At 69.7% G+C, this 13,441-nt stretch carries 13 protein-coding genes; 6 read left to right on the forward strand and 7 right to left on the reverse strand.

What is annotated here, in order from left to right; translation table 11 throughout:
• Positions 1–6: 6 nt before the first annotated feature.
• On the reverse strand, positions 7–468 hold the full coding sequence (locus BJ963_RS07660) for a phage tail protein (protein ID WP_179455699.1): 462 nt from the start codon (positions 466–468) through the stop codon (positions 7–9).
• 112 nt (positions 469–580) lie between these two features.
• Here BJ963_RS07660 and BJ963_RS07665 point away from each other — a divergent pair, with 112 nt between their 5' ends.
• Positions 581–1,120: a sugar O-acetyltransferase gene (locus BJ963_RS07665; protein WP_343037241.1), complete on the forward strand. Its 540-nt coding sequence runs from the start codon at positions 581–583 to the stop codon at positions 1,118–1,120.
• A 21-nt stretch (positions 1,121–1,141) separates the two neighbouring features.
• Here the strand turns inward: BJ963_RS07665 and BJ963_RS07670 are convergent, their stop codons facing one another.
• Together BJ963_RS07670 and BJ963_RS07675 are read right to left on the reverse strand one after the other, a co-directional pair.
• Positions 1,142–3,376, reverse strand: a complete 2,235-nt coding sequence (locus tag BJ963_RS07670; RefSeq protein ID WP_179455701.1) for a LuxR family transcriptional regulator — start codon at positions 3,374–3,376, stop codon at positions 1,142–1,144.
• Positions 3,377–3,605: 229 nt separating this feature from the next.
• Positions 3,606–4,202 carry an LON peptidase substrate-binding domain-containing protein gene (locus BJ963_RS07675; protein ID WP_179455703.1) on the reverse strand — a complete coding sequence of 199 codons (597 nt, stop codon included), beginning with the start codon at positions 4,200–4,202 and terminating at the stop codon, positions 3,606–3,608.
• Between the two features lie 35 nt (positions 4,203–4,237).
• Here BJ963_RS07675 and BJ963_RS07680 point away from each other — a divergent pair, with 35 nt between their 5' ends.
• Entirely contained in the window at positions 4,238–4,735 is a 498-nt protein-coding gene (locus BJ963_RS07680; protein ID WP_179455705.1) for a DUF427 domain-containing protein, read from the forward strand.
• A gap of 456 nt (positions 4,736–5,191) precedes the next feature.
• Here the strand turns inward: BJ963_RS07680 and ychF are convergent, their stop codons facing one another.
• Together ychF and BJ963_RS07690 are read right to left on the reverse strand one after the other, a co-directional pair.
• A complete protein-coding gene (ychF, locus tag BJ963_RS07685) occupies positions 5,192–6,265 on the reverse strand; it encodes a redox-regulated ATPase YchF (RefSeq protein WP_179455707.1) in 1,074 nt (357 codons plus the stop codon).
• Between the two features lie 42 nt (positions 6,266–6,307).
• Positions 6,308–7,054 (reverse strand): class I SAM-dependent methyltransferase, encoded by a 747-nt coding sequence (locus BJ963_RS07690; RefSeq protein ID WP_246298007.1) that lies wholly within the window; start codon positions 7,052–7,054, stop codon positions 6,308–6,310.
• Between the two features lie 171 nt (positions 7,055–7,225).
• On the opposite strand from BJ963_RS07690, the gene BJ963_RS07695 reads away from it, so the two are divergent.
• Positions 7,226–7,807 (forward strand): exonuclease domain-containing protein, encoded by a 582-nt coding sequence (locus tag BJ963_RS07695; RefSeq protein WP_231947090.1) that lies wholly within the window; start codon positions 7,226–7,228, stop codon positions 7,805–7,807.
• A 126-nt stretch (positions 7,808–7,933) separates the two neighbouring features.
• Positions 7,934–9,334, forward strand: a complete 1,401-nt coding sequence (locus BJ963_RS07700) for a DNA recombination protein RmuC (RefSeq protein ID WP_089909594.1) — start codon at positions 7,934–7,936, stop codon at positions 9,332–9,334.
• Between the two features lie 46 nt (positions 9,335–9,380).
• Here the strand turns inward: BJ963_RS07700 and glpX are convergent, their stop codons facing one another.
• Positions 9,381–10,382, reverse strand: a complete 1,002-nt coding sequence (glpX, locus tag BJ963_RS07705; RefSeq protein WP_179455711.1) for a class II fructose-bisphosphatase — start codon at positions 10,380–10,382, stop codon at positions 9,381–9,383.
• A gap of 232 nt (positions 10,383–10,614) precedes the next feature.
• On the opposite strand from glpX, the gene fbaA reads away from it, so the two are divergent.
• Positions 10,615–11,643 (forward strand): class II fructose-bisphosphate aldolase, encoded by a 1,029-nt coding sequence (gene fbaA / locus BJ963_RS07710; protein ID WP_089909588.1) that lies wholly within the window; start codon positions 10,615–10,617, stop codon positions 11,641–11,643.
• Between the two features lie 79 nt (positions 11,644–11,722).
• Entirely contained in the window at positions 11,723–12,337 is a 615-nt protein-coding gene (locus BJ963_RS07715; protein WP_179455713.1) for a DUF6264 family protein, read from the forward strand.
• Positions 12,338–12,370: 33 nt separating this feature from the next.
• On the opposite strand, the gene BJ963_RS07720 is transcribed toward BJ963_RS07715, so the two are convergent.
• The gene (locus tag BJ963_RS07720; RefSeq protein WP_179458069.1) at positions 12,371–13,402 is read right to left on the reverse strand and encodes a 4-hydroxy-3-methylbut-2-enyl diphosphate reductase; all 1,032 of its coding nucleotides are present in this window, start codon (positions 13,400–13,402) and stop codon (positions 12,371–12,373) included.
• Positions 13,403–13,441 lie beyond the last annotated feature (39 nt).

Consider the following 13,441-nt stretch of genomic DNA (forward strand, 5'->3'; position numbering starts at 1 on the left):
ATATGGCTAGAACTCGCCCTTGATCACGAAATACGAGCCGCGGATCGTGCCGGCTAGGCGCGACTTCTGCCGGGCGAATTTGAAGGACGACAGCTCCTCCGGAACGTCCATCCCGTCCGAGAGCTTGAAGCCCACCGCACGCTTGCCGCCCTCGGCCAGGGTGTACAACACGTTGATCGACAGCCCGGACTCGTAGAAGACGTACGTCATCCGGATCCCGTCGACCTCGAAGTCGGTGGCTTCGAGGGCCGGAGAGGCGATGACGATGCCGCGCTCCTCCTTCAGGACCCGCGCCACCCGATCCACCGCCCCCTTCTCTTCGTCCGCGCTGCCGACGGTGAAGACGTGGTCGTACTTGTTGCGGAAGTAGCGCGCCTCGTTGGCGCGGAGCCCGGCAAGCGCGTCCGCCACCGGCGACGACTCCAGACCAACGGTGGAGACGTTCTCGAAGTCGACGGCGTACGGCATAGGTTCCTCCTGGATGTGCGTGGTCCGAGCCCCACCGTAGCGTGCGCCGTGCCCTGGGCGGGTGCGGGCGTGTCCGCTGCCGCCGAGGGCAGGACCGCGCCAGGATCGTGGAGTGTCCGAGCTGCTGATGCGCATCCACAGTCCCGAGTTCCAGGCGATGTCCGAGCGGGTGCTCGAGGTGACGGCCCTGACCTCCCGCCTCAACGTCCTCCCCTTCGACGACGAGGAGGGGAAGGCCGCACTGTTTGCGCAGATCCTCGGCCGTCCGCTCCCACCGCGGACGACCATCTATCCGCCGTTCTTCACCGATCACGGCCGCAACCTGGAGCTCGCGGAGCGGGTGTTCATCAACCAGAACTGCACGTTCCTCGACTACGCCGGCATCCGCCTCGGCGAGCGCGTCATGGTCGCGCCGAAGGCGACCTTCATCACCGTCGGCCATCCCGTCGACACCGACGACCGTCGCATCTGGCTCACCGGCGGCCCCATCACCGTCGAGGAGAACGTGTGGATCGGCGCGGGCGCCACCATCCTCCCCGGCGTCACCATCGGCCGCGACTCCGTGATCGCCGCGGGCGCCGTGGTCGCGGAGGACGTCCCCGCCCGAACGCTCGTGGCCGGGCCGAAGGCCGCCGTGCTGCGCGGGTGGTGACGGCCACCACGCAGATCAGCGTCAGATCGGCACGAGCTCGGTCGCCTTGCCGAGGAGTTCCAGCTCGAGCGCCCGCTGCACCGCGTCCGACCGCGACGAGACGCCGAATTTCTGGAAGATCGCGCGGATCTGGGTCCGGACGGTGTTGGGCGAGACGTAGAGACGCTCAGCGATCTCCGGTCGGGTCAGGTGCGTCTGCAGGTAGGGAAGCACCCGCTGCTCGGCCGCGGTGAGCGCCACGGATTCGGCGCGCCGCTCCAGCGTCCGCGTGTGCGTGGCGAGCAGATCCCGCGCGGACGCGATCCGCACGTCGAGGGCGTCCCCCGGCACACCCGGCGGAAGGATGTCGTCGATCTCGTCGAGGAGGATCCTCGCCGCGTCCGCATCGCCGACCATCAGCTGTGCGCGAACGAGGAGCAACCGTGTCGGGATGCCGAGGAGCGGCACGGCGCTCCCGCAGCGCTGACGTTCCGACATCGCCCGGGCGAGGTACTGTCCACCCGACAGCCGTCGACCGGCATGGAGCTCCGCACAGGCGGCGGCCGCGTGCGCGTACGCCGACATGACATAGCCTTCGATGCCTCCCGCACGGATGGTGTCCAGGGCTCTCTCGACGTGCGGCGTCGCGCGGTCCCACGCTCCGGCCTCGATCGCGAGGAAGGCGAACTCGGACTCGCAGATCACGATGGAGGCCGGATTGCCGTGGGCGCCGGCGAGGTGGATCGCCTCGCTGAGCACGACCGTCGCGCGCTCCTCGTAGCCGACGTGGAGCAGGGTGCTGCCCAGGATCTGGATGGCGGGGTCCCGCCACGGGCTCTCGAGCGGTTCGACCTCGGCGGCGAACTCGGCGTCCTCGAGGGCCGAGTCGATGCCGTCGCGCATCATGATGGCCCGGATCATGGCCTTCGCCGAAGCGACATTGATCCCGGCGGCGTCGGCGTCATCGGGAACCATCCCCAACAGGGTTCCCCACTTCCGGGCGTCGTCATCGGATCCCGCGAGGACGGCGAACCAGGCGAACACCACGACGGCTGACGGGTTCGCGAGGAGGTTGGCGTCGCCGATCTCGCGCAACCAGCGGCCGAGTGTCGCGCTCTCCCCCGCCTCGTAGGCCGGGAGGCCGGCGGCGGTCACCAGGGCGGTCGCGGTGGGGAAGTCTCCCGCCGCGATCGCATGATCGATCGCCGCCGGGAGCTGGCCGCGCTCCGCGAACCAGCGCGACGCGCGGGCATGCAGCGTCGGCACGAGCGAAGCCGACTCGAGCTGCAGCTGATCCGCCAGGTACTCCTTGAACAGCGGATGCAGACGGTAGGCGCGGCCGTCCGCGTCCGCCGTGACGAAGAGCTGGCGCGATTCGAGGTCGCGCAGGACCCGGATCGAATCGGTGCGATCCAGCACCGCGTCGCACAGGTCCGGGATGTGGGTCCCGAGGATCGAGGTGCGCAGCAGGAATTGCCGGGTGTCCTCGGGGAGGTCGCGCACGCATTCCCGGTAGAGGTAGTCGGCGAGTGCGCTGTTGTCGCTCGTGACGGCGAACGGCCGGCTGCGCGAGAGCAGGGCGTACATGTGCAGCCCGGCCGCCCAGCCATCGCACCGCTCCACCCATTCGGCAAGGATGCCGGGGGCTACACGTGCGCCGGCTTCGGCGGCGATCCTCGCCGCCCCGGCGACGTCGATGCGCAGCTCGGCCGCTCCGACCCTCGACGCGGACATCGCCACCCGCTCCCGGGCCAACGCCGCCACGTGCTGCCGGCTCGCCAGGACCACCTGCGATCCGGCCGGCACCCGAGCCAGGGCGACCTCCAACGCGTCGATGCACCCGACCGTCTTCAGCACGTGGACGTCGTCGATGAACAGGACGAACGGCCGTTCGCACCAGGAGAGCGCGAGCGCCAGCGCCGGCGCCAGCCTGCTCAGCACTCCCGTTTGGGTGGTCGCGATCTGTGTGAAGACCGACTCGGCCTCCGAGGCGAACGCCGTGCACACCCGCGCGAGAAGGCGGATCACGGCGGCCGGGTCGTCATCGTCCTGACGGAGCGTGAGCCACCCCGTCGCCCGGTCCTCGACCTGCTTCCACTCGGCGAGGAGCGACGTCTTCCCGTAGCCTGCGGGCGCCTCGACCGTGACGATCCGGGAGTTGCCGGCGCGGAGCGACCCGATGAGGTCCTGCCGGTGAACGTACGCCGCGTCGAAGAGCGGAGCGGTGGTCTTGCTCTCGAAGAGGAGAGCCTCCACGTCGTCGTTCGCCGAACCCATCCGATACTCCATCGCCGCACCGGCTGAAAGGCTCGTGCGAGCCCGCCAGGACATCATCCCTATTTAGATGCATTTATACCCGGTGCTGCGCAGTCGTGGAGAACGCATCCTGCGATCGTGGACAGAGGACCCGCCCTGCCGGACGCACTCCGGAGCGCTCGAGCCGCGAGACCTCGTCCACGACGTTCGCGTCAGCCGGTCGTGGGGAGGTGAAAGGTAGCCGGATGCGTCACTCGGCGGACCAGAGCTCCTCTGCCTCGATGGTCAGATCGATCAGCTGGCGCAGAAGCCCGCCCATCGATGTCGATCTCAACAGGGTGTACCTGTCGTACTCGCCCAGCGGGGCGATCGCCGCCAGTTGCCATACGGCTGCGACCGGATCGTCCGCCAGCTCGATGTCGGCATCCGCGTCCGGATCCGCGACCCGGGCGATCACACGGCGGACGACCGCTTGTGCCTCAGTCCGCAGGGGTGCGAGCTCTTCGGACCATTCCAGATCCGGCAGCGTCGAGAGCTCGGCCTGGGGATACGGGTCATCGTCGACCCAGCGCTCGACCGTGACCCTCCGGGTCCCCACGGCGATGATGAGCAGGTCGTCGGGGCGCGCGGCGGCGCTCACCAGACGCGCCATCGTCCCGACCGAGGCGCGCTGGTCGCCGCCCCCGGCTTCGGGTCCGCGCTCGATGAGGACGACGCCGAACTCCGGTTCGTCCTCGTCGAGCAGTCGCCCGACCATCGTGAGATACCGCGGCTCGAACACACGCAGCGGTATCGGCACGAAGGGGAACAGCACCGATCCGAGCGGGAACATCGGCGAGGCGGCCATACTCCAGTGAATCACCGCTGACGTAGAGTGAACAGGTGCCCCGACCGCGCCCGGAGATCCCAGGACCGGGACAGGAGTCCGTGTGGGACTACCCGCGGCCGCCGCGCATCGAGCGCGTCGACGCGTCCGTCACGATCCGTCTGGGCGGCCAGCTCATCGTTGAAACCCGAGACGTCGTCCGTGTGCTCGAGACCAGCCATCCGCCGGTCTATTACCTGCCGATAGCGGACTTCGTGACCGGCGCCCTGGCCGACGCGGACGGCTCATCGTTCTGCGAATTCAAGGGAACCGCGCGATATCTGGACGTGCGAGGCGGAGTCGAGGTGCGGTCCGCCAGCGCGTGGAACTACCCGCACCCGTCGCCGGGATTCGAGTCGCTCCGAGACCGCGTCGCCGTCTACGCACAGCAGATGGACGAGTGCACGGTCGACGGCGAGGTCGTCACGCCCCAGCCCGGAGACTTCTACGGCGGCTGGATCACACGTGCCGTCGTCGGGCCCTTCAAGGGGTCCCCCGGCTCACGGAACTGGTGACCGCGGGAGAGGCTCGGGGTCGGTTCCGGCTTCTGATGTGGTCGCTGAGGACGGCGCGCGGCAAAAACCCCAGACCAGCACGTTGAAGCGGAACTCGACCACGCTACGTCAGAGCTAGGCACTTGGATTTGGCGTTTCGGCTTCGCCCGCGGCTTCTAACTCCTGGGTCGCAAGCGGCAGAACTTCCGCCTCGTAGCGTTTGTAACTGCGCCGGAGGACAAAAGCACTGATGAGGAATGCGACGCTCAACATGAGGAAGACCATGGGCTCCCGCGTCGCGCGTAGAGCCCCGACAGCGACGCCAACTACGCCAACAACTAGACAGATCCCGCTCGCAACGACGAGAACTATCCAATTCCATCGCGCAGTTTTCACCGCATCAGTATGCCCGCATCCGTCGGGAGACGAACAGACGATGCCGCTTCGGTGCTTGAATCGAAAGAAACCCCAGATCAGCTACACATTGAAGCGGAACTCCACCACGTCGCCGTCCTGCATGACGTAGTCCTTGCCTTCCATGCGCGCCTTGCCGCGCGAGCGGGCCTCGGCGATGCTTCCGGCATCCATCAGGTCGTCGAAGGAGATGACCTCGGCCTTGATGAAGCCCTTCTCGAAGTCGGTGTGGATGACGCCCGCCGCCTGCGGGGCCTTCCAGCCCTTGTGGATGGTCCAGGCGCGCGCTTCCTTCGGCCCGGCGGTCAGGTAGGTCTGCAGGCCGAGGGTGTCGAAGCCGATGCGGGCGAGCTGGTCGAGGCCGGACTCCTCCTGGCCGGTCGAGGCGAGCAGCTCCGCGGCATCGGCAGCGTCGAGGTCGATCAGCTCCGACTCGAGCTTGGCGTCCAGGAACACCGCCTGAGCCGGCGCGACCAGCGCGGCCAGCTCGGCGCGGCGGGACTCGTCGGTCAGCACGTCCTCGTCCACGTTGAAAACGTAAATGAAGGGCTTCGCGGTGAGGAGGCCCAGCTCGCGGACCGGCTCCAGGTCGATCGACGAGGTCGACAGCGGCTTGCCCGAGTTCAGGTACTCGATCGCGGCGCGCGCGGTCTCCAGCACCACCGGCTCCAGCTTGCGGCCCTTGACCTCCTTCTCGTACCGCTGCTCGGCCTTCTCGAGGGTCTGCAGGTCGGCGAGGATGAGCTCGGTGTTGATGGTCTCCATGTCGCCGGCCGGGTCGGTCTTCCCCGCGACGTGGACGACGTCGGCGTCGCTGAAGCCGCGCACCACCTGGGCGATCGCGTCGGCCTCACGGATGTTCGCCAGGAACTTGTTGCCGAGCCCCTCACCCTCGCTGGCGCCCTTCACGATGCCCGCGATGTCGACGAACGACACCGGGGCCGGGACGATCCGCTCGCTGTGGAACAGCTCGGCCAGGCGGTCCAGCCGCGGGTCGGGCAGGTTCACCACGCCGACGTTCGGCTCGATGGTCGCGAACGGGTAGTTCGCGGCGAGCGCGTCGTTCTTGGTCAGCGCGTTGAACAGGGTGGACTTGCCCACATTGGGCAGCCCGACGATTCCGATAGTGAGAGCCACGGTCGTCCATTCTACGGGGCGGGCCGGACGCGGCCGCCCTGCTCAGCCGTGCAGCGTCGCCCGGTAGCTGCGGGTCACGTACGGCAGCTCGATGATGTCGCGACCGGCGAGGTCGGGATGCTCACGGGCGAGACGCCGCAACGACTGGATCACGGCGGCCTGGGCGTCCGGATCCTTCGTGATGAAGTAGCTGCGCGACCGCGCCAGATCCAGCAGGCCGTCGACCGTCAGGGCCTGCACCCACCGGGTCTCGTGACGCTCCAGCGGACCGAACGGCGGCGGGACGACCGGATCGGCCTCGTCGTCGAAGGCGGCCGAGCCCGCATCCATCAGCTCCCCCAGCTCGCGCACCCAGCCGACGCTCTCGTCCCGCTCGTTCCAGATCAGTCCCAGCCGGCCGCCGGGGCGGAGCACCCGGGCGACCTCGGGCACGGCACGGTCCGCATCCACCCAGTGCCAGGCCTGCGCGACGACCACCAGTCCGAAGGCGTCGTCCGCCGACGGGATGCGCTCGGCAGCGCCTTCGCGCGCGTCCACCCCCGGAAGGCGCTCGCGGAGCACCCGCAGCATCTCCGGGGACGGGTCCACCGCAGCGACCTCGCGGCCCCGTTCGACGATGGCCGCGGTCAGCTTGCCGGTGCCGGCGCCCAGGTCGAGCACCGGCCCTTCCACGCCGTCGAGCAGCCAGCCGACCGCCTCCGCGGGGTAGGTCGGCCGGGAGGCGTCGTAGATGTCGGCCGCACGGTCGAACGAGGCGGCATGGAGGTCGCGCAACTGACGGGATCGCATGCGGCCGATCGTACGCGTCGCGCCCGACACTCGCCCGGCCGGGCAGGTGAGGTGCTCGCAGGTGCGCATCCACTCGGCGTGCCGACCGCGACTGCGAGCACCTCGCGGTGGATGCGGCGGCGCGCGGGCGGGATGCCGGGCGGCGTCGGTGGGCCGTGTCAGCATGACGACGTGACCCTGGACTTCACCGCCATCGACTTCGAGACCGCCAACTCCTCCGCCGCGTCGGCCTGCTCGGTCGGACTCGTCAAGGTCAGGGACGGCAAGGTGGTGGACCGGGCGGGATGGTTCATCCGTCCGCCGCTGGGGCACGACGTCTTCCAGGAGTGGAACGTGCGCATCCACGGCATCCGCCCGGAGGATGTGGCGGATGCGGCGGGCTGGGTCGACCAGCTGGCCGACCTGGTCGAGTTCGCGGAGGACGACCACCTCGTCGCCCACAACGCCGGCTTCGACATGGGCGTGATCCGCGCGGCGTGCGCGGCGACGTTCGTCGCGTGCCCGGAGTACAGCTACCTGTGCAGCCTCCAGGTCGCGCGGAAGACGTACCACCTGGAGTCGTACCGTCTGCCGGTCGCCGCGATGGCGGCCGGGTTCGAGGACTTCGCGCACCACGACGCCCTGGCGGACGCGGAGGCCTGCGCCGCGATCATGATCCACGCGGCCCGGCGCCACGACGCGGCGACGATCGCCGACCTGGCCGAGCTGACCGGAGCCCGGCTCGGGCGCATCGGGATCCCGATCGCCGCCTGATCGAGTCGTGACATCATGCCGCAATCCGCGGCGGATTCCGGCGATTCCTCACGTCTCGACGGGAGAGGACGCGGACTCGCGGGGCGCGCAGACGGCAGTGTCGGCGGCTGCTGACACACTGAGGGCATGGACATCCTCGCCCTGCTCCTCGGCCTCCTGATCGGCCTCGTCGTCGGCGCCATCGGCGCGGGCGTCGCCGTCCTGCGGCTCGTGCGTTCGCGACCGGCGGCAGAGCCCGCGACGCCGCTCGTCGACCCGGCTGTGGTCGCCGCGCAGCACCAGGCCGAGCTCGCCGAGCTGCGCGCTGCCGAGACCGCGGTACAGTCCGAGATCCGTGCCGATCTCGCCGCGGCGCACAGCCGGGTGGATGCGCTGCAGGATCAGCTGCGCGCCGCCCAGGAGCAGTACCGCGAGACGGTGGAGCGGCACCGCGCCGAGGCGGAGGCGCGCACGGAGCGCGAGCGTGCGGAGAGCAAGGTGCTCCAGGCGCTCGCTCCGGTGCGCGAGAGCCTGACCGACATGCAGCGCAAGGTCATCGAGCTCGAGACGCAGCGCAACCAGCAGCACGGGCAGCTCGCCCAGCAGCTGCGGTCGGCGGCGGAGTCCGAGGAGCGGCTGCGCAGCACGGCCGAGGCCCTCGCGTCGGCCCTCCGCTCCAACAGCACGCGCGGCGTCTGGGGCGAGACCCAGCTGCGGAGCGTCGTGGAGGCCGCCGGTCTCATCGAGCGCGTCGACTTCGATGTGCAGTCGAGCATCCACTCGGAGTCCGGCGCCGGCCGCCCCGACATGATCGTGCGGCTCCCCGGCGGCAAGAGCATTGCGCTCGACGCGAAGGTGCCGTTCAACGCCTACCTCGAGGCCAGCCAGATCCCGGCGACGGCGACCGGCCCGGAGGCCGCGCAGCGCGAGGCGCTGCTCAAGCAGCACGTCAAGGCGGTGCGCGACCACATCACCGCGCTGGGCAGCAAGGCGTACTGGACGGGTCTCGAGTCCTCCCCCGAGCTCGTGATCGCATTCATCCCGAGCGAGTCGCTCGTGTCGTCCGCGCTCGAGGCCGATCCGTCGATCATGGAGTTCGCCTTCGGCAAGCGCGTCGCCCTCGCCTCGCCCGTCACGCTGTGGTCGGTGCTCAAGACCGTAGCGTTCAGCTGGCAGCAGGATGTGCTGACGCAGGAGGCCAAGCAGCTCTTCGATCTGAGCCGCACCCTCTACAGCCGGCTCTCGACCACCGCCGGCCACATCGAGAAGCTGGGCCGTTCGCTCGAGCGCACGGTCAAGGACTACAACGGGTTCGTCGGCTCCTTCGAGCGCCAGGTGTTCCCCGCGGCCCGCAAGCTCAACGCGCTCGACGAGTCGAAGGTCATCGGCGTGATCGAAGGCATCGAGGAGGCGCCGCGCGAGCTGACCGCGTTCGAGCTGGTCAGCGAACTGGAGCCGCGGGACATGCACGGGATCGACAAGCTCGCCATCGAGGAGCAGGAGCGCGCCCGCGCCCTCGAGGCCGAGCGCGACACCGGCGCGGCCTGAGCGCCCGAACGCATCGGCAGGGCCCTCCCGGCCCCGCCTCGCCAGTTCAGAGCTGGTCGGGCTCCAGCCACTTCGCGGCGAGGTGGTCGGCCACGACGCGGCGGGCCGTTCCGGACTTCGAGCGCAGCACGATCGACTCCGTGCGGATGATCGGACCCTTTCGGCGCACGCCCTCCACGAGACCGCCGTCGGTCACGCCGGTCGCAACGAAGAACGTGTTGTCGCCCTTCACGAGGTCGTCCGCTCCGTAGATGTTGTCCATGTCGAGTCCCGCGGCCACGCCCTGCGCACGCTCGGCGTCGTCCTTCGGGGCGAGCCGCCCCTGCATGAACCCGCCGAGCGCCTTGATGGCGCACGCCGTGGTGATGCCCTCCGGGCTGCCGCCGATGCCGACGCACATGTCGATCCGCGACTCGTAGCGAGCGGCGTTGATGCCGCCGGCCACATCCCCGTCGAGCAGCAGCCGCGTGCCGGCGCCGGCCGCCCGGATCTCCTCGATCAGCCCCTCGTGCCGCGGGCGGTCGAGCACCGCCACCCGGATCTCGACGACCGGCTTGCCCTTCGCCTTCGCCAGCTCGCGGATGTTGTCGCCGATCGACTGCGACAGGTCCACGACCCCGTGGCCCTCGGGTCCGGTGACGATCTTCGACATGTAGAAGACGGAGGAGGCGTCGAGCATGGTGCCCCGGTCGGAGACCGCGATCACCGACAGCGCGTTCTGCCGTCCGGCCGCGGTCAGCGAGGTGCCGTCGATCGGGTCGACCGCGATGTCCACCGCCGGGCCGCGCCCGTTGCCGACGTGCTCGCCGTTGAACAGCATGGGAGCGTTGTCCTTCTCTCCCTCGCCGATCACGATGACGCCGTCGAAGTTGACCGTCCCGAGGAACTTGCGCATCGCATCCACGGCGGCGCCGTCGGCCGCGTTCTTGTCGCCGCGGCCGATCCACGGGGTCGCCCGGATCGCCGCCGCCTCCGTCGCCCGCACCAGCTCCATCGCCAGGTTCCTGTCCGGGTGCTGGAAGTTCGTGGCGGTGTCGGTCATGCTCATGATGGGTCCTCCCGGACGGATTCGGAACGTCGTCGTCGATGCCGGTGCGGATGCCCGCCGCCGGACGCTGCCAGTGTATCGACCACCCCCTGCCGCGTGAGGGGGTCTGCACGGATGTTCACCCGCGCACGCGCGCACCCGCGCACCCGCCCGCACGCGACCCGCCCCGGGCCGGACCGGAGCGCCTCGGTATGATGAGGGCGTTCGACACCCCGATCCCCAAGGAGCCGCAATGCCCATCGCCACGCCGGACCAGTACGCAGAGATGCTCGACAAAGCGAAGGCCGGCGGCTTCGCCTACCCGGCGTTCAACGTGTCGTCGTCGCAGACGATCAACGCCGTGCTGCAGGGTCTCACCGAGGCGGGGAGCGACGGCATCATCCAGGTCACCACCGGCGGTGCGGACTACTTCGCCGGCCAGACCGTCAAGGCCCGCGCGACCGGAGCGCTCGCGTTCGCGAAGTTCGCGACCGAGGTCGCCAAGAACTACCCCATCACGGTCGCGCTGCACACCGACCACTGCCCGAAGAACGCGCTCGACGACTTCGTGCTGCCCCTCATCGCCGCCTCCGAGGAGGAGGTGAAGGCGGGCCGCAACCCGATCTTCCAGTCGCACATGTGGGACGGCTCGGCCGTGCCCCTCGACGAGAACCTCGAGATCGCTCAGGAGATGCTCAAGCGCACCAAGGCCATCAACGCGATCCTCGAGGTCGAGATCGGCGTCGTCGGCGGCGAGGAGGACGGCGTCCGTCACGAGGGCTCCAACGAGGCGCTCTACACGACCCTCGCCGACGCGGAGAAGGCCGTCGACGCCCTCGGTCTCGGCGAGAACGGCCGCTACATGGCCGCCCTCACCTTCGGCAACGTCCACGGCGTCTACAAGCCCGGCAACGTGAAGCTGCGCCCGGAGCTGCTGAAGGAGATCCAGGACGGCCTCGCCGCGAAGTACGGCCACGGCCCGAAGCCGCTCGACCTCGTCTTCCACGGCGGATCGGGCTCGACCGACGAGGAGATCGCCGAGGCGGTCCGCAACGGCGTCGTGAAGATGAACATCGACACCGACACGCAGTACGCCTTCACCCGCTCGATCGCCGGCTACATGTTCGAGAACTACGACGGCGTGCTCAAGATCGACGGCGAGGTCGGAAACAAGAAGGCCTACGACCCGCGCGCCTGGGGCAAGGTCGCCGAGTCCGCCATGGCCGCCCGCGTCGTCGAGGCGACGAAGCAGCTCGGCTCGGCCGGCCACTCCGGCAAGTAGTATCCGCGGGCGGCGGATGCGTCACGCACCGCCGCCCGCATCACGCGCACCGCGCGCACCAGCAAGGGAGGCGGCCACGATGGCCGAGCAGGAACCGCAGCCGGACGACCGGCCGCGCCCGCAGTACGGGGAGCTCGCGCCTCCCGGCTGGGTGTGGCGTCCGCCCGCCGACGCGGACCGCCTCGACACGTCGCGTCCGCTGGAACGGGAGGACGACGTCCCGGCCGCACCCGCGGCCCCGGTCCTCGGCCAGCGCCCGCCGGAAGGCGTCCCGGCGGCACCCGGCGCCGACGGCCGTCCCGCTCCCACCTGGAACCTCACGCTGACGGTTCTGCTCGGCGTCTTCGGCTTCTTCGGGATGACGTACTCGATCGCGACGCTTCAGGCGATCCCGGCATCCATGCAATTGCTGCACAGCACGAACGGCCTCGGCGAGTACGTTCCAGCGCCGGTGGTGAGCACCCTCGTGCTCATCGGCTCGATCGTCATGGCCGTGATCTGGGTCGTGTCGGCAGGCTTCGCCGCGTGGCTCCTGGTGAAGCGCCGCCTGGCGTTCTGGGTGCCCCTCGTCGCCGGGATCGTCGCGATGGTCGCACTGCTGATCTTCGCCGGAGCGGTGCTCGCGACCGACCCCGTGCTGCTCGGGTTCTACGGCGGGGTCACGCCCCCGACGACGCCGGTCCAGACGCCCTAGCGTCCGGACTCACCCCGGGCGACCGCGTGCGGCTCAGCGGCCGCGACCACCCAGCGCCCGCGCATCCTGCTTGCCCGAGATGTCCTTGCGGAGCTCCTTCGGAAGCGAGAACATGAGGTCCTCCTCCGCCGTCTTGACCTCCTGGACGTCCTGGTAGCCGGCACCGGCGAGGTCGTCGAGCACCTCCTGCACCAGCACCTCCGGCACGGATGCGCCGCTCGTCACGCCGATGGACGCGACGCCGTCGAGCCACTCCTGCTTGATCTCGCTGGCGTAGTCGACGCGGTAGGCGGCCTTCGCGCCGTACTCCAGCGCGACCTCGACGAGGCGCACCGAGTTGGACGAGTTGGCCGAGCCGACCACGATGACCAGCTCCGCCTGCTCGGCGACCTTCTTGATCGCGACCTGGCGGTTCTGGGTCGCGTAGCAGATGTCGTCGCTCGGCGGGTCCTGCAGGTTCGGGAAGCGCTCGCGGAGGCGGCGGACCGTCTCCATCGTCTCGTCCACCGAGAGCGTGGTCTGCGACAGCCAGACGATCTTGTCCGGGTCGTCGACGACGATCGAGTCGACATCGCCCGGGCCGTTGACCAGGGTGACGTGGTCGGGAGCCTCTCCGGCGGTGCCCTCGACCTCCTCGTGGCCTTCGTGGCCGATCAGCAGGATCTGGAAGTCGTCGCGCGAGAACCGGACGGCCTCGCGGTGCACCTTGGTGACCAGCGGGCAGGTGGCGTCGATCGCCTGGAGTCCGCGGGCGGCGGCCGCGTTCACCACGGCCGGTGACACCCCGTGGGCCGAGAACACGACGTGCGCGCCCGGCGGAACCTCGTCGACCTCGTCCACGAAGATCGCGCCCTGCTGCTCCAGCTCGGACACGACGTGCACGTTGTGGACGATCTGCTTGCGCACGTAGACGGGCGCTCCGTACAGGTCGAGCGCCTTCTCGACGGCGACGACGGCGCGGTCGACGCCGGCGCAGTAGCCGCGGGGTGCGGCCAGCAGCACCCGCTTATGTCCGACGACCGGGTTATCCTGAAGCCGTCGCCTGGCGCCGGGAATGCGCGGCATCGGGAGGCTGATGGTTGCGTCGCTCACCCTTCGATCCTA

The organism is Leifsonia soli, assembly GCF_013408745.1.
GTDB lineage: Bacteria > Actinomycetota > Actinomycetes > Actinomycetales > Microbacteriaceae > Leifsonia > Leifsonia soli.